Raw genomic sequence first — 26,937 nt, 5'->3', positions numbered from 1 at the left:
GTTCCTCTACTCCTCGCCGAGCCAGAGATCCGGCCCGAACACCTCGTAGTGGATCCGCTGCGCGGGGACGCCCCCGCGCAGCAGGTCGCCGCGTACGGCGCGCATGAAGGGGAGCGGGCCGCACAGGTAGGCGGTGACGCCTTCGGGCAGGGGCAGTGAGCCGACGCTGGTCCGGTCGGTCGCCGCCTCCGCCGCCTCCGCCGCCACGGGGGCCTCGCCGTCCCGGGTCCGGTCGTGCGAGGCGTACCGGAGGTGCAGGGTCGCGTCGGGCAGCGCGTCCACGAGTCGGCGCTGCTCGTCGCGGTGGGCGTGGGAGGCGGGGTCGCGGTCGGCGTGGACCACCGTCACGGGGCGGGCCGATCCGGTGCCGGGGAGGTGGTCGAGGACGGCCAGCATCGGCGTACAACCGATCCCGGCCGAGACCAGGAGCAGGGGGCCGTCCCCGTCGGGCACGACGAGGTCGCCGAACGGGGCGGACACGGTGAGCCGGTCGCCCGGCCGGGCGTGATCGTGGAGCCAGGAGGAGACCTCGCCCCGCGGACCCGCCCCGCCCGCCACGCGCTTGACGCCGATGCGCCAGTGGGAGGAGCCGGGGGCCGCGGAGAGGCTGTACTGGCGTATCTGCCGGGCGCCGTCGGGCAGTCGGGTGCGCACACCGACGTACTGGCCGGGCCGGGCGGCGGCGAGCGCCCGGCCGTCGGCCGGGCGCAGGACGAGCGAGATCACGTCCGGGGTCTCCGTACGGCGCTCGGCTATCTCCACCTGCCGCCACACCTCTCCCTCGGCGCCCTCGGCGCCACCCGCACCACCTGCGTCGCGGCGGAGCCCGGACTCGATGGCGATGAGGGCGTTCGCCATCAGCCAGTACACCTCGTCCCAGGCGTCGGCGACCTCGGTGGTCACGGCGTCGCCGAGCACCTCGGCGATCGCGCCGAAGAGATGGTGGTGGACCAGCTTGTACTGGTCGGAGGTGACACCGAGGGAGGCGTGCTTGTTGGCGATCCGGGCGAGCATGGTGTCCGGCCGGGTCCCCGGGCGTAGGTGTGCGGGGGTCCGCCCCGAGGGGGCGTCGCGTCAGTCCCGGGCGCGGCCGACCAGGCCGATCAGTACCGGACCGGCGGGGGAGGCCACCAGGTCGTCGACGGTCAGGGGGTCCAGGGTCGCGTAGAAGGCGTTCTGGGCGTCCCGCAATGCCCGGCGGAGGCGGCACGCGCCGCGCAGCGGGCAGGGCGCGTCGCCGGATTCGCAGGCGACGACCTCGCCGTCCCCCTCCAGCTCGCGCACCAGGTGGCCGACCGAGGTCCGCCGGCCGGCCTCGGTGAGCGCGAGGCCGCCGCCCCGCCCCCGTCGCGCCTCGACCACGCCCAGGTGCTGGAGACGGGCTATCGCCTTCGCCATATGGGTGTACGGCACAGTCATGGCCTCGGCCACCTCGCGGGTGGTCAGGGGCTCGTTCGTCCCGGTAACCGCCAGGCGCATCACGGCACGGAGCGCCAGGTCGGTGAACTTCGTCAGCCGCACGCCCTGACGCTAACAAATGCGCATGTACGATTCGCATTTGAGGCGCCACGCACTGGTGTGGGGTACGTCACGGGCACACATCGGACGGTGAACATGACCGCTGAATCGGGCATCGGGTCCTCCGGCCCGGCCGACGACTCCCTCGTACCGCGGATCCTGTGCGACATCCGCGCGCTCATCGGCCCGGATCCCGCCCCCGAGCCGGCCCCGACGTCCTCCGCCCCCGAGCCGGACCCGGCCTCCCCCTCCGCCCCCGAGCCGGCCCCGACGTCCTCCGGCCCCGAGCCGGCCGTACATCCCGCGCGGTCAGGAGCCCTCTGGCGCCTGGCCGAGCCCGGCCGGCAGCTGGACTCGAACCTGGTCCGCATCCCCCCGTCCGGCCGCATCGGCACCCACACGGAGCCGGAGGTGGACGTCCTGCTGGTCGTCGTCTCCGGAGAGGGCACCCTCAGCGGACCGGCCGTCCCCGATCAGCCCCTCACGGAGGGCGTCCTGGCGTGGCTCCCCCGCGGCTCCACCCGGTCGGTGGCGGCGGGCGACCGGGGGCTGTCCTATCTGACGGTCCACCGCCGCAGGCCCGGCATGCAGATCCGCCCCGCCCCCCGATGAAGGCCGTGCCGTCGACCGCCTGCCCTTCGAGGTCACCGTCGGTGGCGCAGCCGGCAACGCTTCACGCAGCGGCCGGGCCTCCGCCAAGACGGTGCAACGCGGTCCGCTCCGCCTCCCCCCCCCGGGTGTCCGCGCCAACGCCTCCAGCGCCCCACGATCGCCCGCTCGCACACCTTCCGCAGCTCAGCGGTCAGGTCGAACCCCATCTCCTGCGCGATCCAGTCGGAGATGACCAGAGCGTCCGCCACGGCCGCGGGATCGGCGGCGATCTCTGGCCCGAGCAGTGCCCCCGTCATTCGCCCCGAGAGCCAGCGAGAGCGACACCAGCGCCCACCGCGCCGTGCGGTCTGCCGGATCGTGGTCCAGTCGTCTTCGCGTAGTCGTTGAGCTTGCCGACCGTTGCCCCCGGTCATCCCCCCAGCCGTGCCAGAAGCCGTCGTTACGTGGCAGCGCGTCCGGGGCTGACAGCCCGTCACAAAGAGCGCGCACCATACGCTCGCCGACGTCGGAAGGGCCGGTGTCGCGTCCGGACTGCCGAAGCTGATCAATCTGTACCTGGCTCATCGCCCCGTCATGGATGGCGGGCAGCGGTGACCACCTGCCGGATCCGGGCGCGTTCCCCTCCGCGCCGCACCTGCCAGAGACACGGGCCGGACACGGCCAGAGACACGGACCCGGCGACCTCGTGCACCCTTCGCGAGGAGCGGCAACCGAGACCGCGACCGGGACCGGGGACGGGAAACTGAGACCGGGCCAGCCACGGATCTGCACGCCACCGCCCTAGGTGCGCATCGAGAGCCGTCCTTCGGACAACACGGCGCGGTCCCAGCCTTCCTGACCGAAGAGCCTCGCGCTGTCCTCCCCGAGCCACTTGTCATCTGGGACGGCTGTCTGTGAAGTTACTTCTGGGTAACGATCCGCCAGGTATTCCTGTTGGACCTCCTCGCCGGCCCTTCGGTCGAGAACCGTTTTGATGCCGCCCGACTTCATCTTCTTCAAGGTGCCGATGGACTCGCCGGAGACAAGGGCGTTGAAAGCTTTGACCGCCTGTGCTGACTGCTGCACGCTGTCCCTGCTGACCATCCCGCGGTTCACGCTGGGCATGGTGTTTGTGTACATGGCCCGGGGGTCTCGACCGACGAATTCGCGGCTAGCCTCGCCGATGCCGTCAGAAAATAGGTCTGCGACCTGCTCCGGCCATGCCGCGGTGATGATTTTGTAGGCCACGATCAAGCCTGTTGCGCTGGCATGGCACTGCTTTCCCTTGCTCGCCAGGCGGGGGTGCCTACCCTGCTTGGAGCGCCTTCTGGATCTGCCAGGCTCGGCTCGTAGGGTCGCCATGAACGTGGCGAGGCGCCACGGTCTGAACAGGAGCGCCCGGCGTCCGAGCGCAGTCCCGAGGGCCTCTATGCCTGGCCGTAGAGGGTCGCCAGGTCGATCAGCCGGATGTCCGGGTGGGCCGCTGCTGCGCCGTGCGCCTTGTCGTTGAAGCCTGCTCCGCTGAAGCACATGAGCTGCGTGTTGGTGGTGTCGTAGCGGCCTGCCAGGGTGACGAGGTCGCGGATGTGGCGGAGGCGTTCGAGGTGGGCAACTCCCATGGTGTCGTTCCACTTGGCCTCTCCGATGGCCAACAGTGGTGGCTTGGTGCCATCTGTGATTCCGATGACCGCCACGTCGACTTCATGGCCGGTACGGGCCTTGGGGTCGTGAACGACACCATGCCCGACGCGTGCTGGTAGACCACCGAGCAGTTCGGGATCGGCGTGATGCAGGGCCCAGTCCCGGCACACCTGCTCGAAGTGTGGCCCGAGGACGTTGCTGACGAACCGGCGACGGCTGGCTTGCCAGACCCGTGGTGCGCTGCCGGGGCGTTCGAGCTGGTCCCAGACCGGTCGCATGATCGCGTGGTAGAAGCCGATCAGCGGTTCGGCGATGCGGTAGGTGGGACGGTTCTCGCGGAAAACGTCCGCGTCCCGGTGCAGCAGGCCCGCGTCTTCGAGGACATTGATGGGATGGGCGATGTCGGTGGCCTTGCGTTCCAGGTAGCCGGCCATACCCCCTCGTGTCGCGTTGCCGTCGGCGACAGCGGCCAGGACGGAGAGGTACAGGGCGGTGTCGCGAAGGTCGGGTTCTTCGGCCAGCAGGTAGCGGGCCTCGCGGAAGAGGGGGGTTTCGGGGTTGAGGACGGTGCGGACTACCCAGTCGTCGAAGTCATCCGGATCCTTTGGCGTGTCGCCGCGCGCGAATTCGCGCCTGTAGGCCGGGGTGCCGCCCACGATCGCGTTCACCCTCATGGCCAAGTGAGGGTCGGTAATGCCCCAGAACTCGGCGGCGAGGCGATGGTCCAGGGGGCGGACGACCAGCTCCAGCCCCGCCCGTCCGCGTAGTGGGGCGTTACCTGAGAGCAGCCTGCCCATGAAGGACAGCGCCGAGCCGCACAGCAGCAGCCGGGTACGGGAGCCGGTGCGCTGATCACGCAGAGGCCGCAACGCCTCTTGAATGATCGAGGGCAGCTCGGGGTTGGCCTTGACGAGGTACGGAAACTCGTCGATCACCACCGGGACGGGCCGCTCGGCACCGAGTGCCAGCAGTGCGTCGACGGCCTCTGCCCAATCGGCGAAGTGGAACGGGCTGGCGGGACGGACGTGGGCGGTCAGCGTCGCGCTGATCCGTCGTAGCGACTCGGCATCGGTGGCCTCAGTCGCACCGAAATAGAACCCTCCGGCGGCACGGCACGCGGCATCCAGCAGGAACGTCTTGCCCTGGCGGCGACGCCCGGAGACCACGCCCAGAGTCGCGCCGGGCTGCGGATCGGTGATGAACCGGTTCAGCGCCGACCACTCGTAGTCCCGGTCGAACATCTCGGCAGGCTTGTCCATGAGTGGCTCCGATATAGAAGTACGCCTACATAAAACATACTCCTAGTTCTGGCGTCCTCGCGGCGTGCGCCGTGTCGGCCCCGACGCCCGCCGCTCCCCAGGGTGCACAGGTGCAAAGCAACAAATATCGTGAATGTCGGAAGTGAGTGAGACCGAAACCGAGACCCAGAGCATGCCGAAGACCCCGGCCGCAGAAGCGGTCCGGGGGGGCAGGACGCGGCCATGTACCGCAACGTGTGCCGGGCCGTCCTCGACGGGCGATAGCGGGGAACTGCAACCACGCACGTCGAAGGGCCCCACCGCGAACGGTGGGGCCCTTCGACATCGTGCCCGGTGAGGCACTGGCGGAGGATACGAGATTCGAACTCGTGAGGGGTTGCCCCCAACACGCTTTCCAAATATTCGTACGGGGGTCCGGCGGGGGCCGTACCCGTCCTGACCTGCGGCGGAGCGTTCGAGACGGCCTCGTCCGGACGGGGTCGGACGAGGGTGAATGCAACCAGAACTGCAACCACGCGGCCACCGTTGGATCACAGCGAACCGTTCTCCAGCAGGTCGCGGATCGCGTCTTCCTTCCGACGGACCACGATGCGCCCATCTCCGTCGCTGTACACGACGACGGCTGCTCCAGGCGACAGTCCGGCCTCCGCGAGTACCCCCAAGGGGATCTCGACGATGCCGGCTTCGGAGACGGTGGTCTCGGCAGGTTCCCTGATCATCCCGTCAGTGTGGCACCGGAACTTTCGCGATCTACGCCCGCCGCTTCGGCTGCTGACTGCGGTGCTGGTCTGTGTCAGCTGGGTCAGTCATCCATCGACGGTGGCTCGGCTTCGACAACCCCCGCCGGGTCCGCCTCAGGCACGGCGCTGATGCGCTCGCCGTGGCGGTAGTACCGCCACGCGCTCCTGTACGTATTGGGACTGTCGTCGTACATGATCACGTAACCCATGAGGGCGGCGACCTGCCACTTGTCCGGTATCTCCGCCGAGATCAGCTGGAAGACCTCGTCGGCGGTCATCGCGGCCGATGGCACGTGAACGCTTCGAGCCTTGAACTCCGCCGACTTTCCATACCTGAAGATGTACGGGAGACCGGCCTTGATCGCTTCTAGGAGTTCATGCAGCGTCGTCTCGCCAGCCTGCAGACCCTCGATCGGCCGGTCCAGGTCAACGGGGAACAGGACATCGAAGTGATTCCGCTTAAGGACCGTGCTGTCTCGCTGACGGCCCGGATCCTTGTTGCCGAAGCCGTTGTTGTTCCAGGGGATGTCGCCCTGTCCCTTGTGGTGTGTGATGAGCAGCTGCTCGGGGGCGAGGGCGGAGAAGTCCTCCGCCACGTACAGACACGAGAAGGCCATCTCATCCAGGGAGATGTTGCGACGCCCAGAGATCTTGCGCAGATGGTTGCCGAGGCGGGCCGGCAGCGACTTGTCGGCCTTGCCGACGTAGACGAACTTCCCGTTCAGGTAGAGCTGGTAGACCCCGGGCTTCTCTTTGAGTCGCGCGATGCTCTCTTCGGAGAGAGGCGCCCGGCCAAGCTTCTTCAGCGCGTACGCCAACTGGTCGCCGAGCGCCTTGGTGATGCTCAGGGTGAAGTCCTTGTGGTACTGCGTTCCGTCCTCGGAGCCCACCACCGGCACCATTCGTCCACTCCCTTGGTCGACATGATCCCGGAAACCCTATCGGTGGCCTGCACACGTGGCCGAACCTTCACCTCGAAATGGCTTGGAGATCCACAACTCCGCGGTATGCTTTTGGAATGGCTGAACTGCAAGAAGGATCAAAGAAGGACCGCACGGGCGTCGAGCTCTTCGCTGGCGCTGGCGGTCTGGCCATGGCTGTCCACCGCGCCGGATTCCGCCCCCTGCTCTTCAACGAGTTCGCCAAGCGGGCATGCGAGACCCTGGAGGCCAACGGGGCCCAGCGGCTGCCCGACGGCCAGAAGCCGACCCGAGCCCCCGGGCCTGGCGAGAAGGTGCCCCTCGTCGCGGGCGATGTCCAAGAGCTCGACATGGACTATCTGGCGGGCCAGGTGGACGTGCTCGCCGGAGGTCCTCCCTGCCAGCCGTTCAGCCTCGGCGGCGTCGCCAAGGGCGACGAGGACAAGCGGAACATGTTTCCCCAGATGTTCAAGGCCGTCCAACAGATCCAGCCGAAGGCCGTGATCTGCGAGAACGTGCGCGGCCTGCTCAGGCCCTCGTTCCGCCGCTACTTCGACTACATCCAGCGCGAGCTGGAGCTGCCCTTCGAGGAGCGAGGCGACCGTACCTGGGAGCAGCACTACGAGTACCTGCTGGAGCGGCGGGAGAAGGAGCCGGACGACCCCAAGAAGCGGTACGACATCGTCATGATGCCGGTGAACGCTGCCGACTACGGGGTGCCCCAGATCCGCAACCGCGTGATCATCGTTGCTTTCCGTCGCGACCTGAACGTCGACCTTGAGCTGTTCAAGGAGCTCGTGAAGCCGACGCACTCCGAGTCTGCTCTCCTTCGGTCCATGGAGGACGGGAACTACTGGGAGCGGCACTCGAATGTGCCCACCCACGTGCGCGAGTGGGTCATGGCCCGGCTCCCGAAGACCATGCCGATGGACGACGGCCTGCTCCCCTGGTACACCCTGCGTGACGCGATCGCCGGCATCGGCGACAATAAGCCCCTGCCGGATGTGCCGGACGAGTGGCTGGACCGCACCGAGCACTTCCTCGGCGGGTTCACGGAACACATCGGCTGGCCCGGTGCCCGGATCTACGACGGGCACACCCCCAACGAACTCGACCGCCCGGCGAAGACGGTCAAGGCTGGCGTTCACGGTGTGCCCGGCGGCGAATCGGTCATGCTCCTGGACGAGCTGGTGGCCGACAAGGCCGCTCAGGGCGGCGTCCGGTACAAGTACAGGTACATGACGGTCCGCGAAACCGCGCGCGTCATGACGTTCCCCGACACGTGGGAGCTCAAGGGCCCCCGGGGGGAGAAGATGCGCCAGCTCGGCAATGCCGTGCCCGTTGCCCTTGGCGAGGTCTTCGCGAAGGCGGTCGCCACCGTCCTGGATGAGGCGGAGGAGCGACAGAAGTGACCGGGCCCACCAGCAGGGAGCAGAGCGGCTGGAAGCACGACTCGCCGCCGGACCGGGCGTGGAAAGGGCGGCCCGGTAGGACCCGGGCTGCCATTGCGGCCGAACAGGACCGAGCTGCGGGTGGTCGCCACAAGCGATCTGTGGATCTCGGCGAGGGGCGGTTCGCCCGGGCGTCGGTGGAGCTGAAGGTACTTCCCGACACGCGGCGCATTCGCGCGTACCTGCGCTGGTCCGACGGCGGCAAGTCTCCGGCCCGCTACCTCGGACAGGTCGAGCACGAGACCCGGGCCGCGAACCTCGCCGAGGGCTGGAAGATGGCCTGGGAGAAGGGCCTTCTCACCGAGGAGCCGCCGGCGGAAGGCTCCTGGGCTTCCTCGCCGTCGGTACGCGCGGTGATGCGGGCCAATCGGAGCAAGGACACCCGACCCGAGCTGAGGCTCCGATCCCTGCTGCACAAGCAGGGGCTCCGCTATCGGGTGGCCACACGTCCGCTGCCCACCTTGCGCCGCACCGCCGATCTGATCTTCTCTAGGCCCAAGGTCGCGGTGTTCGTTGACGGCTGCTTTTGGCACGGCTGCCTGGACCACCTTCGGGAGTCACACAAGAACGCCGAGTTCTGGCGAAGCAAGATCGAGGGCAACCGAATCAGAGACGCGGAGACGGATCGCCTCCTGCGAGAAGCGGGCTGGACAGTCGTCCGTATCTGGGAGCACGAGGACGCTGACGCGGCAGCCGCGAGGGTGATAAGTGCCGTGCGGGGCTCGCCGATAAGTCATCCAGAATCGGGATGATATGCATCTATTGTGCACAGCTCGCCCGGATCGGCGGCGCTCGGCGTAGGGCCCGAATCTGACAGGTTGTTGATCCCTGGAGGCCGGGGAGTCTCCGCCCGTGGGTAGGATCCCGTCCATGGCTCCCAGCCCTGCATCCCCACAGTTCAATCCGTTGGGCCTTGACTTGCTCGGCCGTAATCTCCGGGAGGAGATGGACGGTCGTCCACGGGTGCCGCTGGACCAGGTAGAGCCGTTCCCAGGTGCCGGGCTCTACGCGCTTTACTACAAGGGCGACCTTGCGATTTACAAGGGCCTGAAGGGCACCGATATCCCCATTTACGTGGGGAAGGCTTCGGCTGGTGATAGTAGCTACGGAGATCCGCCGAGCCTGACTCAACGTAAACTGTTCGACCGGATAAGCGATCATCGTAGAAGCATTAAAGAGCCTTTCAATCTCCAGGATTCGGACTTCGACGTCAGGTACCTGACCCTCGATGATATCTGGATCGTCTTGGGTGAACGGGCCCTTCTGCGCGCCTACAGTCCGGTCCTCTGGAATACCGTGATGACCGGATTCGGGGGAAACCCGCCAGGTCAGGGTCGGAGGAATGCTCGCTCGGTCTGGGACTCGATCCATCCGGGGCGGAAGCGGGCGGCCGGGCTTCTCTGCAACCGCAGTTACAGCGGTGTCGAAATGGAGGAGCTCATCCTGGACGGCATCGAAATCTCGCTGATGGATGCGGGTGATCAACGCGATGCGAAGCTGAAAGAATTCCGGAATCGTCCTGCGGAGATCATCTGGAAGGAAGCTAAAGGTCCGGGGAAGGGGCCGAAGCCTGTTCTGGTGTTCCGTGAGGATGTGTTCCTGGAAGAAAATAGTCGATTCGGGGTCGACCTCAGTTATGTCGAATGGAAGTCAACTGGCATTCCCGAGCAGAAAACTGTAGAGGAAGCTGTTCTTGACGCTCCCGAGGGATGAATTTTGAGGGTCCAATTTTGGCGAGGCTTTCCGCTCCTTGGCGCTGGGTAGCGGTCGGTCGGGCCTGCTCTCCGATGAATCCCCATGGCTATGCCCCGCCGGACCGAGCTGCTAGCTTGCCAGACTTCCTGCTCGGGCAGCTCGGCGGCGGACTGGCTTCCTCGCGACCCGCGCATGGGTGGCAGGGGAGGAAGGAGCGCAGTTCCATCAGCCCTTTTTCGGTGATGTCCGCATCGTGCGGGCAGCGGACCTGGCTCAATGGACACATGGAGTTGGGTCAGCACTGGGGCTTCCGAGCGAGGCCCAAGGAACTGGGCAGCATGGTTCGCAGGGTCGAGATCGTGCGCGTGGGTGGGCGTGGCAGGTCTGGTTGGCTTCACGTCCGGTTCCTCGAAGGCGATGACGCGGGGCTGCAGGAGTGGGTCAACCCAAGCTGTCTTGTAGCGCGCTGGGGGGACGTTGAGGCGTTTCGTGCGGACGATTCAAGTGAGCTCGCGCTGGCCGTGGCGTCGCGGGAGGTGCGTGGGAGCGCAGACTTTGAGGCCGCGCGGATGGTCCTCGGATTCGTCCGTCCGAGGAGCAAGCTGCGACTGCGCCGAGGTGTCTCGGACGCCGGGATCCTGGAACTGATCCGCCTCGAAGAGGGGGCCCGGCTGGTCGGTATGGATGCTGCGGAGCTGCGAAGCGACCCGATGGTCTACGAGAACCGCGACGGCCTCTGTCTGGCCGGGTGGCCGGTCACCGAGCGCATCGCACGCCTTGTGGCCGGCCGTCTCGCCGAGGACATCCTTCCGGAGGTGGACCGCAGGCAGCAGGCCATCGATCAGGAGCGCACGCAGTCCTCCTGGTACTCCTACAGCCGCCGGGACGACCGCAAGCTGGACGCGGAAGCGGCCGTCCTGCGGACCGTCCGGGATTGGTGTGGCCAGGACAAGGCCGAGCGGTACGACGAGCTGGTCGCCCTGCGCGAGGAGGTCGTCCGGCTCGGGAAGCTCGTGGAGAAATCGGTGAAGGCCCTACGTGACCGCGGGCACGGTGTCATCGCCTCCACCATTGAGCGCGACCTTGGGGTCCATATCTCCAGCCTTGGTCCAGACGTTCGTCGCTGAAGCCGCGCCACCGCTCCGGCTCCGGCTTGGGCGGTTCGGCCTCCGCCTTAGGTTCTTCCTTCTTCGGTGGCTTTTCCTTCTCCGGCCGCTGCGGGTGCCAGCCGTCGAGGAAGAGCCTTAGCTGGTCGCCCGTGGGTTCCGCGTGGAGGCTGTGGCCGGTCAGGCTCCTGCCGGCCACGGTCGGGTCAATCCGGTCGGCTTCCGCCTTCCCCCACGTAGACCACTCGCGAAGCCGCTCGGCTTCGTGGCCGTCGTCCGAGGCGGAGGCGGCCTCATCGAGTGCGGCGCAGAAAGCCCGCATCTCCGCTGCCGCCCGCCATTGCGCCAGAGCGGTGCCGAACCGGTCGACCCGTACGGCGTCCACCGCCTTGATCGTCGCGACGCTGACCGCAGCTTCCCATTCCCGCCGCGTACGCTCCTTCTTCTCAGCCTCCCGCCGACGGTGCTCCTCTTCTTCCTTGGTCTCTCGGAGGCGGCGTTCCTCCTCCTGCCGTTCTCGCTCCTCCCGCTGACGCCGCTGTCCCGCCTCCCACGCCAGCCGGGCCTGCTCCACTTGTTCCGCGTGGGCCTTCAGGGCTCGGAGGACGGCGTCGATCTGGTCCTCCAACGGCTTCTTTGCGCTGTCGGCCCATTCCTTCTTCCAGCCGTACGCCGAGCCTTGGCTCACATGCAGTTCCAGCTCGCCGGATGGCTCGAACCGGTGCGCGGGGGTGACCCGCTGCCAGTCGTACGTTCTCCGGCCCGGCTGCGTGGGCACGTATCGGACCTGCTTCTGCCGTTCCTTGAAGCTGATCTCGTATGTCCCGCCGTGGAGCTTGAGCAGCGGCCTCGGCTGCCTGCGCTTCTTCGACACCGCCATGTCGCCGTGCAGTGCCCGTGCCTGCTCGGTGAGGAGCCGAACCAGGGAGAGCACTCGTGGGAGTACTTCGTCGGAGATCTCGAAGGCGCTGTGGTCTGCGGTGACCGCCGTGATCACGTCCTCGATGTCAGTGATCACTCGGCTGCGGGCCAGGCGGATCCGGTTCCACTCGGTGTCATCCTCGCCTGTCACCCGCAGCAGGCCGAGGAAGAAGTCTCCCTTCGCCCGCCCGCTGTACTTCAAATGGAAGCCATCCGGAGCACACTGCCTCGCGGCGTCGAACGCCCGGCGATAGCGGGCCCGCTCCTCGTCGCTTGGGTCCGGGATCCGAAGGAACCGGCCGGCCTTCTGCACCTCCGCGATCAGGGCCGCGCCGATTTCCGCCGGCGACTGACGTGGCGGCTTCGCAGGGCGCGCTGGCGCCGGCTTCGCCTCAGGCGGGGGTGTCGTCCGTTGACGGGGCGGTGCCGCAGCTCCCGACTTCGGCTCGGCGGCTACCTGACGCTGCTTGCGCGGGGTCGGTTCAGGCCGGTCCGGATGGTGGCCGTGTTCCAGGTAGAAGCGACCGTCATCGGTGATCTCCGCCTGCCACTTCCCACCCTGCTTGGGCATGGTGATGAGGCCCCGGCTCTTGAGGGCGCGAGCGGAGATGGCGAGTTCCGGGCTGGCAGAGGTGACGGGATCCGTTCCCTCTCCGATGCGAGTGAGCAAGGCCAGCTGTCGATCGTTGAGCGGCGACCATCGGTACATGATGCCCGTCGTACCGGTCCCGCCGAGCGCCTACAACCAGAATGGTGATATTCGCGCATTCTGTTGCCCGAGCGTCTCCAGGATCGGACGGGCTGGGCCACGCTCCCGTGCTGGCGGTCACGCGGCCATGCGCATGCCGTGCCCGTGCCTCCCGCGTCAGCCCAGTCGGCAGAGCACCTCGAAGTGTGCTGAGAAGCTCGATCGCAGGCTTTCCAGGACGGCCTTCCCCTTCTCAGCGGTGGCGAGCGAGGGGAAGCCGATCACCCCGGACTGCGTGTACTCGGCCATTCCCTGGACCAGGAGGAATGGCCGCTGCCGGCTGTCGTGGTCCGACTCGTCGTAGCCCTCGCGGACGAGTTCGGGAGCGGCGTGGAGCAGGATCGACGTCTCGATCTCGCCGGCGTGCATGTCCGCGTGCCTGTCGGATTCCAGGCCGCCGTACTCGCGGGCACGGTCCCAGTCGGGGCCGAGGGGGAAGAGGGAGACCGCGGGGCCGTCGACGTTGGCTTCCTGGACCACGTTCGACAGGACGTAGTTCCCGCCGTGGCCGTTGACGATCACCAGCTTGTGGATGCCCGAGCGGGCGAGTGAGGCACGGATGTCGTCGATCACGGCGTACAGGGTCCTGGCGCTGAGGCTGACGGTACCGGGGAACGCCGCGTGCTCGTGGCTGCACGAGACGGTGATGGGCGGGAGGAGGTGGACGGGATAGGCGGCGGCGATCTCCTGGGCGATGACGCACGCGATCGCCGTGTCGGTGATCAATGGGAAATACATGCCGTGCTGCTCGAAGGAGCCGACTGGGAGCACGGCGACGCGGGGCTGGAGCTCCTGGACATCCGTGCTCGTGGCGGTCGGCAGCAGGCCCATGGTGCTCCCCCTTGGCGGCCCGGTACGCGTACGACCTGATTGTGTCCTGTCCCTGCCGGTCGGGAGCCCAGATAACGAGACCAGCCATTGGCCGAACTGCGCCCTTCTCGGACGCCTCACCCTTCCCGAGACTGCTGCACTGGACAAGGGGAGGGGCTCCATGGCAGCGGCACGGAAGCAGCGAGGAACAGCGGCCCGGAAGCGTCGACAGAGGCGACTCCGGGGCGGCGCCATCGTTGGGGTCGTGGGCGTCGTCGTGCTGGTGGCCTTCTGGAGCGTGATCTGGCCCTATCTCGTCGGTGCGGTCGTTCTGGGAGGTGTTGTCGGCGGTGGGTGGTGGTTGTGGCGCACCGATCGGTTCATCAGGGGCGGGCCCGCAAGGAGATGCGCCGGATCCAGGGGCAGCTGCAGGAGTACACCGACGCCAACCCCAACCAGGAAGACCTGGTCAAGGGATTCCTGACACACGAGCTCGCAGTCGCCTCCAACGGCGAGTTCCACCGCCACTTCCCGCCCTCGAAGCTGATCAGCTACCTCGGCGAACACGTCAACGACATCACCCCGAAGGACTGACCGGCCCGCCGTCCCCCGCTGCTACGAACAGCAGGGGCCGACCCTCGCCGCGTACGCCCCATCGCACAACGCCCATCCCTGAACGATCGCGGCCAGCAACGGGATTCGCCGTCCCACGCTCGGCCAGAGAAGGAATTCCCCTTGCCCGAAAATGGTCTTCCGCTTGCCCAGATAGCCCGCCTCCTGGACGTCCCCGAGGGCGCCCTGCGCACCCTCGTGGCCAACCGCCGGCCTGCTGGTGACGCCACGCTCGTCGCGCTCACGGTCGAGGAGGCCGCCCGCCGCCTGGGCATCGGCCGCACCAAGCTGTACGAGTACGTCTCCACCGGAGAGATCGCCTCGGTCAAGATCGGCAGTCTCCGGCGCATCCCAGCCGAGGCGGTGAACGACTTCCTGACCCGCCAGCTCGGCGCGTCGGACTTCGGGACTGCCGCGTGACCGACTCCCGTACCGCCAAGTCCCGCCAGCCCAACGGCGCCTCCTCGATCTTCCAGGGCAAGGACGGCCGCTGGCACGGCTACGTCACCGTCGGCGTAAAAGACGACGGCACGCCGGACCGGCGCCACGTCAGCCGCAAGACTCGCCCCGAGGTCACCAAGGTCGTCCGCGACCTGGAGCGCCAGCGCGACAAGGGGGCCGTCCGCAAGGCCGGCCAGTCGTGGACCGTGAAGACATGGCTCACCCACTGGGTCGAGAACATCGCCGCCGCACACGTCTCGGAGAACACGATCGACGGTTACCGCGTCGCCGTCTACCACCACCTCATCCCCGGCCTCGGCGCCCACCGCCTGGAGAAGCTCGATCCCGAGCACCTGGAGCGCTTCTACAAGAAGATGCAGGACAACGGCAGCGCCGCCGGCACCGCCCACCAGGCTCACCGCACGGTCCGCGCGGCCCTGAACGAGGCCGTGCGCCGCCAGCACCTTGCCGCGAACCCGGCGTCCATCGCCAAGGCCCCCAAGGTCGAAGAGGAGGAGGTCGAGCCGTACACGGTCGAGGAGGTCCAGCGCCTCCTCGCCGAAGCGGGCAAGCACCGGAACACCGCCCGCTGGGTCATCGCGCTGGCCCTCGGCCTGCGTCAAGGCGAGGTCCTCGGCATGCAGTGGGACGACGTCGACTTCGACCTCGGCGTTATCCGCGTACGGCGTGGCCGGCTGCGGCCCCGCTACACGCACGGCTGCGGCGACCGCTGCGGACGCAAGCCCGGCTTCTGCCCGCAGAAGATCAACACCCGCCGCGAGACGAAGAACGCCAAGTCTCGCGCCGGCCAGCGCCCCATCGGCGTCCCCGACGAGCTCCTCCAGCTCCTGCGCCAGCACAAGGAGGACCAGGCCCGCGAGCGAGCCCGGGCCCGCGACCTGTGGACGGAGAAGGGGTACGTGTTCACCTCGCCCACCGGCGAGCCCTTGAACCCGAACACGGACTACCACAAGTGGAAGGAGCTCCTGAAGGCCGCCGGCGTCCGTGACGCCCGCCTCCACGACGCTCGCCATACTGCGGCGACCGTCCTGCTCATCCTCGGCGTCTCGGACGCGGTCGTCGACGCCATCATGGGCTGGGAGCCTGGCAAGTCCGCCCGGATGCGCCGCCGCTACCAGCACCTGACCAGCCGCGTCCTCAAGGACACCGCCGCCAAGGTCGGCGGCCTCCTGTGGGGCACGGACGAGACTGCGGGAAGTGCTGCGCCGAAGGCAGGCCAGAGTCCCGTCCCGGCCGAGCTGGTGATCCACGTCGCACACCTCGGCGAGCGGCGAGTCCCCTTCCTCCACCGCGAGCACGCCGACGGGGTCGTCGCACGGTGGAGCGAGGACTGGCCCGACCGACCACGCAGCCGAGGTCGAGGAATGGGACCGCTGGCGCTGGGAACAGCAGGGCCCTGGTGGCGCGAGCGCGATCCGCGACCGCGTGCCGGAGCGGACCCTGGTCTTCCACGCCCGAGCCCTGTTCCTTCCTGGCGGCGAACGCGCAGCGACCGGGGGCCCGGAGCAGTGGTCGGTGCCGGCCTGGGAGTTCGAGACCGACCGCTACACCGACCGTGCCTCGGCCTGGCGCACGGCCCGCCGCTCCGGCACGGGCCAGGAGGTCGAGGCCCAGGTGCGAGGCACGGATCAGGACGCCGTGGAGGCGGCCTTCGCCGAGGCGTGTGCACAGGCTGTGGACCGAGCCCAGAACCCAGGAAAGTACGGCGACACCGACGAGTGGTGACTCGGGCAGCTCCGAGCGCGACGACCCATTCCCGTAGCGGGCCCGGGATGATTCAGCCGGGGCCCGCTGCTTGTTTGTGTTTCCTCAGCGCGTTGCCGAATGACGCCGAAGCGCCCCCTGGGTTTGCCGGACTGCGCCGAACTGCGCCGAATGCTGCCGGATGTGGTTTACTTCCAGTGGAGCGACAGAAGGAGGTGCGACTCCGTGGCGGAATCTGAGCTGCCCGACTGGACCGACAAGAAGATGGGAAGCATGGTCCGCGCTGCCCTGTGGCTTGCTACCCAGGTGGGCGAGGGGAACGTCTACACCAAGGACCAGTTGAGGGCGGCGTTTCCTGATGTCGCGCAAATTGATCGCCGTGTGCGGGACTTGCGCGAGCTCGGTTGGGTGATTGCGACCAACCGGGAAGACCCGCAACTGGCGCCCAACGAAGCCCAGCTCGTGCGGGCTGGGGCAGCTGTTTGGGAACCGGGCGTAATCCGTGCGGCCCGCCAGCAGAAGCAGTCGAAGTCGCTTGCTCATCTGCTAGAGCCTGAGACCCTCCGAGCCCGGGCGTTCGATGACATTCGGCTCAGGCAAGCGCCGGCTCCGGAAGCGGTCTGGGGGCGATTGAAGGATCTTTCCCAGGCTGAGAGGTCGCTCATTCTGGCCTGGATCGCCATGGGATATCGCCCCAGCTCCCCAGTCGAACTAGCTTGGCGCGCGTTCCGTGGCCTGAGCGAGGAGCAACGCCAAGAAATGGCCGTGAAGCTCGGCGAGCTGGTTAGTTCCGAGCTGTACGAAGAGTTGCCTACGTCAGGGGGCCTCGAGGGTGCCCCCTGACCCCCACATGTTTCCGCCGGATCCCGTGTCACCTTCCACAGATCTCCGGGGTCCGGCGGATGGTCCAACCCATCTGAACGAGGAGAAGAACCATGTCCAGTATGCGTGTCCCCGTGGCCGGAAGCGAGCGGCCGCCCAGGTTCGAGATGTTCGTCGCGGCCGTCGCCGTCGGATATGCGGCGGGCTACACCACCGGCATCGGCAACGAGGCCCAGCAGGTGCTCGGGCTCGTGACGGTCACGGCGATGGGGTGGCTTTGGGAGAGGTGGCGGCGCTGACCGCCTTCGGTGACTGGTGATCCAGTCCGTTTCCGAGAGCCGGCCTCGAAGAACTTCGGGGCCGGCTCTCGGAGTTCGAGCCCTCACGCGCCCTGTTGAGCGTCAGCGGTCGTTCCTATGGTGGAGGAATGGCTAATGGGGTGTGGCACACCGGATATGGCATAGAGATCAATCTGTCCCTGCCCGACCTCGGTCACCCGGACCGTCCCGATCTGCTCCTGGAGATCACCGCCAGCGTCTCCGAGCGTGACCCGCACATGCTCGAATGCCTGGCGCACCACGAGAAGCGCGAGTGCCTGTCGGAGTCGGGCGGGAAGTCGCCCTGGATGTTCATCCGCCGGGGGCGCGTGAGTGGCCGGCGACCGCTCGTCGCCTCGCACCTGCCGATCACGCACAAGGCGACGCCGGCGGAGAGCGCCCAGCACAAGGCCACCAAGGAGCGGATCGTCGAGACTGCCGGGCGGTACGGCCTGGACGCCGAGGCCGAGGTTCCCATCGGCAACCGGCGCAGTATCTCGGACGCTGTTGTCGTCGGACCCGGCCGCATACGGATCGGCTGGGAGATCCAGTACCACCACCTCAGTCCCAGCAGCGTCCATCGGCGCTCGGTCAACGCCGTGGAGCACGGCATCACTCCTCTCTGGGTGGCGAAGGACCGGACGGCATCCCTGATCGACCGAGCCCCGTGGGCACGGGTCGACGACATGCCGTGGAAGGACATCGCCGACGGCAAGGAGATGGTGATCCGCGGCGGCTACCGGCACCTCGAAGTCTGGAAATGCGTACCGAGCAGCGACCGCCACTGCCTTGTCAGCGAGGGCGCCGGCCACTGTGACGCGATTCACGCGGACTGGTTCGTGCCGGCACTGTGCCTCCCGGAGAAGAAGCCGGTCTTCATCGAGGACCTGGTCCTGCAGAGCGCGACGGGCGAGAGCGTCCCGGTCTACGTGCCCAACCGGGGAAGCGGCCGCGCAGGCCGGCACATGTGGGTGTCGGCCGAGGATCGCGCGCTGTGGCGGGAGCTCATCAGTGAGAAGACGCCTCTCCCTACGGCCCCGGTCGAAGAGGAGGACGACCTGATCACCTTCGCCGAGCAGGAGATTGACCGTAACTGCCGAGCGGGCGAGGAGGGCTGGTTCGTCAGCGACGGTCGGCCTGTTCGCGATCTCGACCAGCCGACCGGTGGCTTCACGCTTCCACGCATGCCGGTCCAGCGCTCCCGCGACCCGATGCGGATCACCATCGTGGAGCGCGCCGCCGCCTCCGCCGCGCTGGGCTGCCCGCCGTGGGAGCTCGGGCTGTGCGCCGGCTGCGGCCAGCTGATGCGGCGCTACGGACGGAACGCCGCCATGTACCGCAACGTGTGCCGGGCCGTCCTCGACGGGCGATAGCGGGGAACTGCAACCACGCACGTCGAAGGGCCCCACCGCAAGCGGTGGGGCCCTTCGACATCGTGCCCGGTGAGGCACTGGCGGAGGATACGAGATTCGAACTCGTGAGGGGTTGCCCCCAACACACTTTCCAAGTCTGTTGATGCAGGTCAGAGGGATGTTCGCTGCCGTTCAAGGGGGTTCAGGGGTGTTCGCGTCCCTGCGGAATCCCGCAGTTCGTACGACTGTGAACGCGGGCGGACGACGATGAATGAGACGGAAACTGAGACGGGTGTCCCGCGCCAGCCCACACTTTGGGTCGCGGCCTCGGGAGGGTGGTGGGAGCTTGTGTGGCAACGCGGCCGAGGAACACCTTGCTCGCTGATCGTGCCCCAGCCGATGGGTCTCTGTGATTCGATCCTCTGAGGCTGGAAATCTGTGGAGGGCGCGATGGCTACATGGCGGGACCTTGGACTGCCTCGGGAGGCCGAGGTTTGGCGTGAACTGCGTGGGCTCAGGTCAGGGGTTGCTGGCCCGGCGGGTTCAGACCCTCAGCGTCGTTCGGTCTTCAACGCCTCCCTTGAGCAAGCACAACAGTTCACGGAGGCAGCCGCGAACGCCGGGCCTGCCACGCGCCCCGTCCAGATCTTCTACGCCCTCTCCCAGTTCGGGCGGGCGATCTCTGCCGCGTCGAGATTGACTGTCGGTATCGAATGGCGCCTGAAAGGGCACGGGATTGGCACGAAGAACCTAGATGCGAGCAAGGGGTTGGCGGCTGTGGGTGTCACACCTACAGCGAAAGGATCGCTGCCTGGTGTGGCAAGAGCCCTGGGCGTACCTTCCTTTGAGGCCGGTGTTGAGGTTGGCCTCGGGCAACTATGGCCGCTCATCCCGGAAACTCATGGCGTTCCTCTGCCTGGGGCAGACGGTGTCAAGACCATGTACATGAGCCAGTCTGGGGTCAGGTACGAGGAGGGCCAAGGCTGGGTCCAGGTGCACGTAATGCCCGTCAGCAACGAGGTTCGCAAGGCAGCCGAGAGAGACCCGGCGACGCTAGAGACGTTCCTTGCGCGATACCCGACACTGGATGGTTGGTCGCGCAAGGAAATTGCGGGTGCCCAAGCTGTGAGCTGGGAGGAGCAGAGCAATGGCTTTCAACAAAAGCTCATGATCTATGTTCCAGACGAAAAGGGTGGTCCAGAGGCTAGGGACGGCGGGCGCGCTACGGTAAGGGCGAAGGCAACGGCGTATCGAGGGCCAGATGACTTGTTCCTGTTTCCCTCTATAGGCGCCATGCAGGAGCCGGTTCATCCCCTTCTTGTGTGGTGGGCCCTCCTTTTCGGTCTTTCAATGCTGGCCCGTTACGAGCCCGAGCACTGGGCGTCCATCGTCGACATCGACCATTCTTCAGACGCGAATGCAGTGGAGCACCTGCTGGATGAGGCAGTCGCCGTTGTTCCGCACCTAGCGTTGCTTGCGATTCAGGAGGTCGCTGGCCTCTAGCTACATGCTCAACGCGTCTGTGACGCTCATCATGTTGAGGACGACTTCATCGGCCCCAGCGTTCGCAAGCGAATTCTCCTTCGCTGGCTTGTTAGCGAATCCGATGCTTCGAGTGGCCGCCGCCCGAGCTGCCTCGATATCGGTCACCGAGTCCCCGATCAGAACCGTTCGCTCCGGAGCTGTGCCTAGGTGCGAGGCTGCTTCGAGCAGCGGATACGGCGACGGCTTCATGAGGTCCGGCCTGAGTGTCGGCCGTCCCAGGATCTGCTCCACCACGCCAGAGAGCCCGTGGTCCGCCAGGTAGGCCCGTACGCAATCAGCGGAGTTGTTGCTCACGACCGCGACGCGGTGCCCGGATCCCTTTGCAGCCTTCAGGGCCTCTGCGGCGCCGTGCACAGGAGGTCCGGCGACCTTGACCGCGCGGACCTCCGCCTCGGTGAGTGCTGCTTCGACCGCCGCTAGGACGGCCTCTCCGCCCTGTGCAGAGAGACGGTGTACCTCCATCGGATCTTCTGTGGAGCGGGCAGCGTCCCCGAGGTGTGGAGCGAGGGCAACGAGGAGGTCGGCCAGCTCACGGGCCACACCGGGGGCGGGGAGCCCCCGGAAGACGTCGCAGATAGGGCCGTCGAAGTCGAACAGGATGGCGTCGCAGTCAGAGAGCAGGCCGGCCAGGCCGTCAGAGCGCATCCGGGGTGGAGTCCCTTCCGATCGTTTCCCACACGCTGTCGAACCACATCCGTGCCTGCTCCACCTGCTGTGCCCCGCTGGACGAGTCGCCGTCGTTGAGGGAGTGGTGGAAGAGGATCGTGTCCTTGCCCACGAGGTCGTAGATCTCGATGGCCTCGCCCTGTGCGACCACCTTGTTGGGCCGGATCGGGTAGTAGCCGAAGAACGCGTCTTCCTTGTTGACGATGTAGAGCTTGAAGAACTGCGTACCGCTGTGGACCCGCACGCTGACGTTGCTCTCCTGGACGAGTCCCAGGTGCTCCAGTTCGCTTATCGAGTCCGAGATGCTGCGGGTGTAGCCGACCATGATGTCGTGCATCCGTGCCCGAAGGCGCGGGTCATCGGCGCCGTCCTCGCGGCGCACAGGCGCCGCCTGGGGGACAGACATGTCCGGGACGAGAATCCGGATCCGGATGCTCGTGGGCGCGAGGCGTCCGGTGCGGATCTTGTCGAGTGGCTCTTGCAGGGCTCCATGGAGGGTCTCGCTGGAGAATCCGGCGAAGTCGATCGTCACGCTCCGACTCGCGAATGCCTGCTCGACGTACGGGCGCAGACCGGCCGGCCGCTCGGTCCGGTGCCGGACGAAGACTCCACTGCCCTTGCGTGAGACGACGAGTCCCTCGTCCTCCAGGTCTCGAATCGCGCGCTGAATCGTGGCGCGCGCGAATCCGTAGTGCTCCGTCAGCTTGGCGTGTGACGGCAGCTTCTCTCCGGGCCCGAGCTTCCTGGTGCGGATTGCCGCGCCCAGGCTGCGGGCTACCTGCTCGTACGGCGGCCGGTCATCGTCCGGGTCCAGCGGCTCCAGCTCAAAGGTCATGCCCCCGATGCTACGGCGAACCTGACTATTTGGGCAGCCTGGCTAGCCATCTATTGACGTGACTAGCCAGGCTGGCTACGTTGTTCTCGTGCCCACCGGGCTAGCCAAGTAAGTCAGGCTGAACGGGAGAGCTGTGTCCTCGTCGACGCAGGTCAGGGCGCGTGTCGCCCGGAGGGCTCCGTGTAGGCGGGTCGGCTCTATGGAAGCGCCAGAGGTACTTGAGAACTGAACAGCGTGATGAGGGTTCGCCGCCTGTCCTTAGGAACAACAAGGCGGCCGGCGCGGCAGAGGTCCGCGCACCCAATCTCTCCGCGGCTCGCCACTGCGGTCGGTTGCCTCCTCCGCCCGTCCGGCTTTGGCCGTACGGGCGGGGTTGAGGGGAGCCGGATGGTTCCAACGGCGAGAACCCCCGGAGGGCCAACTCCGGGGGTTCGTTTCGGGCCGTTCCTGTCTGAGAGGAACACACCCAATGAAGTCCATCGCTGCACTTCAGGCCGTTGTTACGGCCGTCCCGTTCGACGGTGAGCCGTCGGATGCGGAGTTGGACGCGATCGAGCAGGAGATGCCGCTGATCCTGGCGGAGGTCGACCTGCTCGACGTGGAGATCTGGATGCTCGACCGTCCGGCCACGGTGCTGGACGAGCGGCGGATCCGCCGGGCCCGCAATCGGGTCATGGCGGCCCGCCGCGACCTCACGAACCGCCTCGGTTCGGGGGAAGCGGCATGAATCGCGCCGGTAAGGCGCTGCTCGTCCTCGCTCTGGTCGCTGTGGTCGGCATGGCGTTCCGTGTCTCATGGAATGCGCTGCGGGACGTGGCCACGGCGGTCGGTGCGGACGAGACCGGAGCGACGCTGTATCCGTTCGTGGTCGACGGCCTGATGGCCCTGGCCTTGGTCGCCACTCTGGTCCTGACCGATCGGGCGGACAAGCGGTTCGCGCTGCGGGTCCTGGCCGCCTACACCGCCGCCTCTCTCGTTCTGAACTTCGTGCACGGTCTGGTACCGGAGCTGCACGGCGAGTCGGTCGACTGGACGCGACTGGCCGACTGGGACGCGGTCAACTGGCTGCTCGTCCTGCTCGCCACGTCGCTGCCGGTCGGGTCGATCTACTTCGGTTCCGATCTGGTCGCCAAGGTCCTGCACCATCGACCGATCGACCCCACGAATGCGGAGAAATCGACTCAGATCTATACGGAACGGTCTACCTCTGACGTGGCCGAACCCGCCTCTGAGCCGGTACCCGCGCTGGTCGGGTCGGTCGCCGTCGAGCGGCCCGAGGAGGTCGATTCTCCGCTCGACGCCGAGTCGACTGATCGGGTCGCGGTTCGTGTGGTCGCGGCCGAGCAGTCGGTTGCGCGTCGGGCGACCGGTCGGGTCCCGGACGCGGCCCGATCGACCCGCCCGCGCCGCACGGCCGATGAACTTCTGTCCGAGGCTCGGCAGTTGACGGAGTCGTGGCCGGTCGAGCAGTTGACCGCCGAGGGGATCCGCAAGGCGCTGCGCACGTCCCCGGACAAGGCCCGGTTGCTGCGCGAGACCTTGCGGGTCGAGCGCACGGCCGAGCAGGCGTCTGAGCCGGTCGCGGTCAGCTGATGGGCACCATCCCCGTCTACCCGTGGCATCTGGCCCCGGACGGGTTGGCCACGTTCCGGCAGCTCCGTGCCAGGGGCTTACGTCCAGGGGGTCAGCCGGTCGTGGCACAGCTCCAACGCCCCCGGCGCCGGCGCGAACCGCTGGTCGCCTACCTATACCGGATCGACCAGGCCAAGCCCGTCCGCCCCATGACCGCCGCCAAGAGGGCCGCGCTGGAGAGGGCGAACGCGGCCCGCCGGGTCTGCCCGAACTGCCGCCGTGACGCCGGGTACCGCATCCCGGCATCGCTCGGCATGTGCACCCCCTGCGCCTACCCCGAGCAGCAGTCAGAGAGGACACAGCCGTGAGCAACCTGCCCGAGCCCGCGCCCGTGGTGCGGCTCCCGGACGGCACCTACACCTACTCCGACCAACTCCCCGCCATCCACACGCCGACCACCGGCCCGCAGGTGGTCCACCAGCACATTCACCAGGCGCCGCCGGACCGGACGGTTCAGCGGGTCGCGCTCGGTTCCGGTGTCGGGGCCGGCGCGGTCGCCGCCGGGGTGTACTTCGGCCCTCTACTGATCGGCGCACTCACCGCCATCGCGGCCAACCTCGCGATCCTCGCGTTCCTCGCCGTCGCCCTCACCTGGGGCGTGGTCACCGTCGTGAAGTCCGTCGGTGGCTCGGACGGCAAGGCCGCAGCCAAGACGGTGCGCAAGGACCGCCGGAAAGGGCGGTGACCGTGTTCTCCACCGGAGACAAGGTGCTGATCGTCGCGTGTGAGGACGACCCCCGCGCCGTGGGGCGGACGAGCCGGATCGTGGACGAGGTCCCGCCCGGCCCGCTCACTGCCGGCCGCTGGACGGTCGCCGGAATCAGCCTGCTCATCACCCCGGTCCTGTGCCACAGCCACGAACTGCGGCCCGCCTGACGGCTGCCTGTCCGCTCCGCATGTTCCGGGGCGGGTGGGGAGCCGGACAGTCCGGCCCCGGAAGGGACGCACCGCTGTGGACAGCAACGACTACCGCGCCCGCGCCGAACACCTCCTGACCAGTCAGCACCCGCTCGACCTGAACCCGGACATCGTCGCGCAGGCGGCCGTGTGGGCACAGCTCGCCACCGCCGCCGCGATCGTCGAGGCCGCCGAGCGGAAGGCGGAGGCCAAGTGATGGCGAGTTACGACCCGAACTACCCCAAGCTCACGGCCGGCGAGAACGCCCGGATTGCCTTGCTCGTCGCCCGGATGGCCAAGCGCTGCATCGCGAGCGAGAGCGTCGATCGCAGCGACCTGGAACGGAAGGTCGACCGGATTCTCGACGGCGCCCGCAAGCGTGCGGAGCGCGAGGAGAAGAAGCGCAAGTAGCTGTGCCCCGGGGCGGTCGACAGCCGCCAAGCATCCCGACCGCCCCGGGCCCTGCACCGCCACCCCATTCGAGCAGCAGCAGGAGACCAGCATGACCGAGAACGTCGTCCACCTGTTCAAAGACCAGCAGACCGAAGACTCCAGCGAGCCGCCCGCCCCGGTCGCGGCCGTGGCGGAGCCGGTCAAGCCGGTGCGGGTCTGGAAGCGCACCGGGCGCGCGATTGCCCACGCCGCGACGCACGAGCGCACCCGGACGGCCGGTCGGGTCGTGGTCCGGCACGGCTCATACGTCGTCGGCGGAACGAGGATCGTCACCCGCCGGGCCTGGGACGGCCGCACCGGAGCCCGCTACGAACGCCTGCTCCGCGCGGCCGAAGCAGCAGGCAACTACGAAGCCGCGGGCGACTGGGAGGAGCGACTGCACCGGTTCCGCGAGCAGCGACACAAGCGGCGCATGGACCTGCTCATGGCCCCCGAGAAGATCGTGAAGGGCGCCGCCTACGGCGCCGGCGGTTCCCTCGGCGCGCTGATCCTGATCGGGATCGCCCTGGCCATAGCCAACAAGGACGCCTCCGACGTATTCACCCCGCTCATGGCGCTGGTGGAACTGATCCGGCTGCTGGTCACCCTGGTCACGATCCTGTGGGGGCCGATGGTCGCCGTCGGCCCGTGGCTCGCGCTCATGGGGGTGTGGGCGGTCGGCCGGCACCGGGGCGCCGCCCCGCAGTGGGCCCTCCCCGAGAAGGCCCGGACGGACGATGCGGGGGCGCCGATCACTCCGTCCATCGTGGTCACCGCCCTGCGGGATCTGGGTATCGCGCCGCTGCGGAAGGCCATCAAGGAGATGGGCGACGCTGGCGCCGCGATGCTCGGCCCGATCCGGATCGCCGGATGCGGCGTAGAGGTCGACGTCACCCTCCCGTCCGGGGTGTCCACTGCGGAGGTGCAGGGACGGCGCAAGAAGCTGGCGGAGAACCTGGCCCGGCACGAGCACGAGGTGTTCATCACGATCCCCGAGGCGGCCCGCACGGTGCGGCTGTGGATCGCCGATTCCGGGGCGCTGGACGAGCCGATCGGCCCGTCCCCGCTGGTCACCGACGAGACGATGACCGCCGACTACACCAAGGGGCGGGCTCCGTGGGGTCAGGATCTGCGCGGGGACGCGGCCGAGCTGAGCCTGTATCAGCGGATGCTCCTGATCACCGGCAAGTCGAACCAGGGCAAGACCGCCGCCCTGCGCTCGCTGGCCCTGTGGCTTGCCCTGGACAAGACCGTTCAGTTCCGGATCGCGGACCTGAAGGGTGTGGGCGACTGGGGCATGTTCGACGGTCTCGCCACCGTCCTGATCCAGGGCCCGACCGACGAGCACGTCATCGACGCCACCGAGATGGTCGAGGCCGTGGTCGCGGAGATGGAACGGCGCCTGCAGGCCCCGCCCGGCACGAAGTTCGACCCGCTGATCTGCATCGTCGACGAGGCACAGGTGGCGTTCATGTGCCCCGCCGTCAGCAAGGGCAAGGACAAGCGGCCCTACGGCGGCACGAAGGCCACCTCCCGGTACTACAACGCCGTCCGCAAGATTCACAATCAGGGCCGGGCCGTGGACGTCCTGCTGTGGGAGGGCACGCAGGACCCGACGAACGAGAACCTGCCCAAGCTGGTCCGCGAGGGTGCCCACACCCGTATCTCCCTCGTGCTCGGCACCGAGACGCAGGCCCGCATGGCACTGGGCGACAGCGCCGTCGACGGCGGCGCCGCACCCCACCAGCTCCGCCAGGGTCTCGACAAGGGCACGGTCGTGGTCGCCTCGGACGGCATCAAGATTCCCGCCGGACAGCCGTCCATCACCGTCCGCACCCACTACATCGACACCGACACCGCCGCGCTCGTCGCGGAGCGGGCCAAGGCCCTGCGCGACGGGGTCACGACCCTGCATGTCGTCGACCAGGGCGAGGAGCGCGACGCGCTCGCCGACATCTACAGCGTCCTCGGCGACACCGCCCGCACGCTGACGGCGGACGTCCTCAAGCGGCTGTCCGCGCTCAGCGAGAACGCCTACGGCGCGTGGACGCCCGGCGACCTCAAGCGGGTGCTGGAGGACGCCGGCGCCGAGCCGTACAAGTCCGACGGCCGCATGGTCGTCGGCCGCGAACGGGTCGCCCGAGCCCTCGCCAACCGCCCCGCCGAGGGTTCCACTTCCGCCCAGATGTGACAGGGAACCGACCCCCGAACCGTCAGGGGGGCAGGGAGAACTCCCTGCCCCCCTCCCTGACCCGCTTCCC

Annotated in this window: 28 protein-coding genes and 2 pseudogenes; 20 read left to right on the top strand and 10 right to left on the bottom strand. The window is 67.8% G+C overall.

Annotated elements, in window-relative coordinates; genetic code table 11:
• Positions 1–6: 6 nt before the first annotated feature.
• A pseudogene (locus tag PUR26_RS17525) lies at positions 7–1,038 on the bottom strand (globin domain-containing protein); the annotation flags it as partial.
• Positions 1,039–1,074: 36 nt separating this feature from the next.
• Positions 1,075–1,521 (bottom strand): RrF2 family transcriptional regulator, encoded by a 447-nt coding sequence (locus PUR26_RS17520; protein WP_329873327.1) that lies wholly within the window; start codon positions 1,519–1,521, stop codon positions 1,075–1,077.
• Positions 1,522–1,614: 93 nt separating this feature from the next.
• On the opposite strand from PUR26_RS17520, the gene PUR26_RS17515 reads away from it, so the two are divergent.
• Positions 1,615–2,130 carry a cupin domain-containing protein gene (locus PUR26_RS17515; protein ID WP_329873326.1) on the top strand — a complete coding sequence of 172 codons (516 nt, stop codon included), beginning with the start codon at positions 1,615–1,617 and terminating at the stop codon, positions 2,128–2,130.
• Positions 2,131–2,910: 780 nt separating this feature from the next.
• Here the strand turns inward: PUR26_RS17515 and PUR26_RS17510 are convergent.
• The 4 genes from PUR26_RS17510 to PUR26_RS17495 all read right to left on the bottom strand — a co-directional run bounded on the left by PUR26_RS17510 (position 2,911) and on the right by PUR26_RS17495 (position 6,651).
• Positions 2,911–3,357: a hypothetical protein gene (locus tag PUR26_RS17510; RefSeq protein ID WP_329873325.1), complete on the bottom strand. Its 447-nt coding sequence runs from the start codon at positions 3,355–3,357 to the stop codon at positions 2,911–2,913.
• Between the two features lie 179 nt (positions 3,358–3,536).
• Positions 3,537–5,009, bottom strand: coding sequence for an AAA family ATPase (locus tag PUR26_RS17505; protein WP_329873324.1), 1,473 nt, complete (start codon positions 5,007–5,009; stop codon positions 3,537–3,539).
• Positions 5,010–5,539: 530 nt separating this feature from the next.
• Positions 5,540–5,728 carry an AbrB/MazE/SpoVT family DNA-binding domain-containing protein gene (locus PUR26_RS17500; RefSeq protein ID WP_329873323.1) on the bottom strand — a complete coding sequence of 63 codons (189 nt, stop codon included), beginning with the start codon at positions 5,726–5,728 and terminating at the stop codon, positions 5,540–5,542.
• 83 nt (positions 5,729–5,811) lie between these two features.
• On the bottom strand, positions 5,812–6,651 hold the full coding sequence (locus tag PUR26_RS17495) for a GIY-YIG nuclease family protein (RefSeq protein ID WP_329873322.1): 840 nt from the start codon (positions 6,649–6,651) through the stop codon (positions 5,812–5,814).
• Positions 6,652–6,767: 116 nt separating this feature from the next.
• Between PUR26_RS17495 and PUR26_RS17490 the strand changes: the two genes are divergently transcribed.
• The 4 genes from PUR26_RS17490 (at position 6,768) to PUR26_RS17475 (ending at position 10,942) form a co-directional block, all read left to right on the top strand.
• A complete protein-coding gene (locus PUR26_RS17490) occupies positions 6,768–8,081 on the top strand; it encodes a DNA cytosine methyltransferase (RefSeq protein WP_329873321.1) in 1,314 nt (437 codons plus the stop codon).
• A gap of 140 nt (positions 8,082–8,221) precedes the next feature.
• The gene (locus PUR26_RS17485) at positions 8,222–8,872 is read left to right on the top strand and encodes a very short patch repair endonuclease (protein WP_329873320.1); all 651 of its coding nucleotides are present in this window, start codon (positions 8,222–8,224) and stop codon (positions 8,870–8,872) included.
• Between the two features lie 118 nt (positions 8,873–8,990).
• Entirely contained in the window at positions 8,991–9,833 is an 843-nt protein-coding gene (locus PUR26_RS17480) for an Eco29kI family restriction endonuclease (RefSeq protein ID WP_329873319.1), read from the top strand.
• Positions 9,834–10,099: 266 nt separating this feature from the next.
• Positions 10,100–10,942 (top strand): PE-PGRS family protein, encoded by an 843-nt coding sequence (locus PUR26_RS17475; protein ID WP_329873318.1) that lies wholly within the window; start codon positions 10,100–10,102, stop codon positions 10,940–10,942.
• On the opposite strand, the gene PUR26_RS17470 is transcribed toward PUR26_RS17475, so the two are convergent.
• Both PUR26_RS17470 and PUR26_RS17465 read right to left on the bottom strand, forming a co-directional pair.
• On the bottom strand, positions 10,872–12,551 hold the full coding sequence (locus PUR26_RS17470) for a PE-PGRS family protein (RefSeq protein ID WP_329873317.1): 1,680 nt from the start codon (positions 12,549–12,551) through the stop codon (positions 10,872–10,874). The genes PUR26_RS17475 and PUR26_RS17470 overlap by 71 nt on opposite strands.
• Before the next feature lie 156 nt (positions 12,552–12,707).
• Positions 12,708–13,421: a creatininase family protein gene (locus PUR26_RS17465; RefSeq protein WP_329873316.1), complete on the bottom strand. Its 714-nt coding sequence runs from the start codon at positions 13,419–13,421 to the stop codon at positions 12,708–12,710.
• A 384-nt stretch (positions 13,422–13,805) separates the two neighbouring features.
• Here PUR26_RS17465 and PUR26_RS17460 point away from each other — a divergent pair, with 384 nt between their 5' ends.
• The 7 genes and pseudogenes from PUR26_RS17460 to PUR26_RS17430 all read left to right on the top strand — a co-directional run bounded on the left by PUR26_RS17460 (position 13,806) and on the right by PUR26_RS17430 (position 20,172).
• Positions 13,806–13,994 (top strand): hypothetical protein, encoded by a 189-nt coding sequence (locus PUR26_RS17460; protein ID WP_329873315.1) that lies wholly within the window; start codon positions 13,806–13,808, stop codon positions 13,992–13,994.
• 141 nt (positions 13,995–14,135) lie between these two features.
• Entirely contained in the window at positions 14,136–14,432 is a 297-nt protein-coding gene (locus PUR26_RS17455; RefSeq protein WP_329873314.1) for a helix-turn-helix domain-containing protein, read from the top strand.
• Positions 14,429–16,199: pseudogene (locus PUR26_RS17450) on the top strand (tyrosine-type recombinase/integrase). The gene PUR26_RS17455 and the pseudogene PUR26_RS17450 overlap by 4 nt, the downstream one beginning before the upstream one ends.
• A gap of 204 nt (positions 16,200–16,403) precedes the next feature.
• Positions 16,404–17,021, top strand: coding sequence for a hypothetical protein (locus tag PUR26_RS17445; protein ID WP_329873313.1), 618 nt, complete (start codon positions 16,404–16,406; stop codon positions 17,019–17,021).
• 92 nt (positions 17,022–17,113) lie between these two features.
• Positions 17,114–17,299 carry a hypothetical protein gene (locus PUR26_RS17440; RefSeq protein WP_329873312.1) on the top strand — a complete coding sequence of 62 codons (186 nt, stop codon included), beginning with the start codon at positions 17,114–17,116 and terminating at the stop codon, positions 17,297–17,299.
• A 128-nt stretch (positions 17,300–17,427) separates the two neighbouring features.
• On the top strand, positions 17,428–18,690 hold the full coding sequence (locus PUR26_RS17435; protein WP_329873311.1) for a hypothetical protein: 1,263 nt from the start codon (positions 17,428–17,430) through the stop codon (positions 18,688–18,690).
• 429 nt (positions 18,691–19,119) lie between these two features.
• A complete protein-coding gene (locus PUR26_RS17430; RefSeq protein ID WP_443077095.1) occupies positions 19,120–20,172 on the top strand; it encodes a YaaC family protein in 1,053 nt (350 codons plus the stop codon).
• On the opposite strand, the gene PUR26_RS17425 is transcribed toward PUR26_RS17430, so the two are convergent.
• Both PUR26_RS17425 and PUR26_RS17420 read right to left on the bottom strand, forming a co-directional pair.
• A complete protein-coding gene (locus PUR26_RS17425) occupies positions 20,173–20,859 on the bottom strand; it encodes an HAD family hydrolase (protein WP_329873309.1) in 687 nt (228 codons plus the stop codon).
• Positions 20,849–21,715 (bottom strand): GntR family transcriptional regulator, encoded by an 867-nt coding sequence (locus PUR26_RS17420; RefSeq protein ID WP_329873308.1) that lies wholly within the window; start codon positions 21,713–21,715, stop codon positions 20,849–20,851. The genes PUR26_RS17425 and PUR26_RS17420 overlap by 11 nt, the downstream gene beginning before the upstream one ends.
• Before the next feature lie 469 nt (positions 21,716–22,184).
• On the opposite strand from PUR26_RS17420, the gene PUR26_RS17415 reads away from it, so the two are divergent.
• The 8 genes from PUR26_RS17415 (at position 22,185) to PUR26_RS17380 (ending at position 26,867) form a co-directional block, all read left to right on the top strand.
• On the top strand, positions 22,185–22,442 hold the full coding sequence (locus tag PUR26_RS17415) for a DUF6284 family protein (protein ID WP_329873307.1): 258 nt from the start codon (positions 22,185–22,187) through the stop codon (positions 22,440–22,442).
• The gene (locus tag PUR26_RS17410) at positions 22,439–23,308 is read left to right on the top strand and encodes a DUF2637 domain-containing protein (protein ID WP_329873306.1); all 870 of its coding nucleotides are present in this window, start codon (positions 22,439–22,441) and stop codon (positions 23,306–23,308) included. Before PUR26_RS17415 ends, PUR26_RS17410 begins: the two co-directional genes overlap by 4 nt.
• Positions 23,308–23,655, top strand: a complete 348-nt coding sequence (locus tag PUR26_RS17405; protein WP_329873305.1) for an RRQRL motif-containing zinc-binding protein — start codon at positions 23,308–23,310, stop codon at positions 23,653–23,655. The genes PUR26_RS17410 and PUR26_RS17405 overlap by 1 nt, the downstream gene beginning before the upstream one ends.
• Positions 23,652–24,032 (top strand): DUF6251 family protein, encoded by a 381-nt coding sequence (locus PUR26_RS17400; protein WP_329873304.1) that lies wholly within the window; start codon positions 23,652–23,654, stop codon positions 24,030–24,032. Before PUR26_RS17405 ends, PUR26_RS17400 begins: the two co-directional genes overlap by 4 nt.
• A gap of 2 nt (positions 24,033–24,034) precedes the next feature.
• Positions 24,035–24,223 (top strand): hypothetical protein, encoded by a 189-nt coding sequence (locus tag PUR26_RS17395; protein WP_329873303.1) that lies wholly within the window; start codon positions 24,035–24,037, stop codon positions 24,221–24,223.
• A gap of 76 nt (positions 24,224–24,299) precedes the next feature.
• The gene (locus PUR26_RS17390; protein ID WP_329873302.1) at positions 24,300–24,461 is read left to right on the top strand and encodes a hypothetical protein; all 162 of its coding nucleotides are present in this window, start codon (positions 24,300–24,302) and stop codon (positions 24,459–24,461) included.
• Positions 24,461–24,655, top strand: a complete 195-nt coding sequence (locus tag PUR26_RS17385; RefSeq protein ID WP_329873514.1) for a DUF6257 family protein — start codon at positions 24,461–24,463, stop codon at positions 24,653–24,655. Before PUR26_RS17390 ends, PUR26_RS17385 begins: the two co-directional genes overlap by 1 nt.
• Positions 24,656–24,746: 91 nt before the next feature.
• Entirely contained in the window at positions 24,747–26,867 is a 2,121-nt protein-coding gene (locus tag PUR26_RS17380; protein ID WP_329873301.1) for an FtsK/SpoIIIE domain-containing protein, read from the top strand.
• Positions 26,868–26,937 lie beyond the last annotated feature (70 nt).

It is taken from the genome of Streptomyces sp. SP18CS02, from assembly GCF_036322365.1.
Taxonomy (GTDB): domain Bacteria; phylum Actinomycetota; class Actinomycetes; order Streptomycetales; family Streptomycetaceae; genus Streptomyces.
Note: the sequence above shows the minus strand (reverse complement) of the source record. Positions and strands in the feature narration are given on the sequence as shown.

Coding starts and splice junctions, on each gene's coding strand:
- PUR26_RS17515 (WP_329873326.1), top strand. CDS start 1,615: ATGACCGCTGAATCGGGCATCGGGTCCTCCGGCCCGGCCGACGACTCC.
- PUR26_RS17505 (WP_329873324.1), bottom strand. CDS start 5,009: ATGGACAAGCCTGCCGAGATGTTCGACCGGGACTACGAGTGGTCGGCG.
- PUR26_RS17500 (WP_329873323.1), bottom strand. CDS start 5,728: ATGATCAGGGAACCTGCCGAGACCACCGTCTCCGAAGCCGGCATCGTC.
- PUR26_RS17495 (WP_329873322.1), bottom strand. CDS start 6,651: ATGGTGCCGGTGGTGGGCTCCGAGGACGGAACGCAGTACCACAAGGAC.
- PUR26_RS17490 (WP_329873321.1), top strand. CDS start 6,768: ATGGCTGAACTGCAAGAAGGATCAAAGAAGGACCGCACGGGCGTCGAG.
- PUR26_RS17480 (WP_329873319.1), top strand. CDS start 8,991: ATGGCTCCCAGCCCTGCATCCCCACAGTTCAATCCGTTGGGCCTTGAC.
- PUR26_RS17475 (WP_329873318.1), top strand. CDS start 10,100: ATGGAGTTGGGTCAGCACTGGGGCTTCCGAGCGAGGCCCAAGGAACTG.
- PUR26_RS17470 (WP_329873317.1), bottom strand. CDS start 12,551: ATGTACCGATGGTCGCCGCTCAACGATCGACAGCTGGCCTTGCTCACT.
- PUR26_RS17465 (WP_329873316.1), bottom strand. CDS start 13,421: ATGGGCCTGCTGCCGACCGCCACGAGCACGGATGTCCAGGAGCTCCAG.
- PUR26_RS17460 (WP_329873315.1), top strand. CDS start 13,806: ATGCGCCGGATCCAGGGGCAGCTGCAGGAGTACACCGACGCCAACCCC.
- PUR26_RS17440 (WP_329873312.1), top strand. CDS start 17,114: ATGTCCAGTATGCGTGTCCCCGTGGCCGGAAGCGAGCGGCCGCCCAGG.
- PUR26_RS17435 (WP_329873311.1), top strand. CDS start 17,428: ATGGCTAATGGGGTGTGGCACACCGGATATGGCATAGAGATCAATCTG.
- PUR26_RS17430 (WP_443077095.1), top strand. CDS start 19,120: ATGGCTACATGGCGGGACCTTGGACTGCCTCGGGAGGCCGAGGTTTGG.
- PUR26_RS17425 (WP_329873309.1), bottom strand. CDS start 20,859: ATGCGCTCTGACGGCCTGGCCGGCCTGCTCTCTGACTGCGACGCCATC.
- PUR26_RS17420 (WP_329873308.1), bottom strand. CDS start 21,715: ATGACCTTTGAGCTGGAGCCGCTGGACCCGGACGATGACCGGCCGCCG.
- PUR26_RS17415 (WP_329873307.1), top strand. CDS start 22,185: ATGAAGTCCATCGCTGCACTTCAGGCCGTTGTTACGGCCGTCCCGTTC.
- PUR26_RS17410 (WP_329873306.1), top strand. CDS start 22,439: ATGAATCGCGCCGGTAAGGCGCTGCTCGTCCTCGCTCTGGTCGCTGTG.
- PUR26_RS17405 (WP_329873305.1), top strand. CDS start 23,308: ATGGGCACCATCCCCGTCTACCCGTGGCATCTGGCCCCGGACGGGTTG.
- PUR26_RS17385 (WP_329873514.1), top strand. CDS start 24,461: ATGGCGAGTTACGACCCGAACTACCCCAAGCTCACGGCCGGCGAGAAC.
- PUR26_RS17380 (WP_329873301.1), top strand. CDS start 24,747: ATGACCGAGAACGTCGTCCACCTGTTCAAAGACCAGCAGACCGAAGAC.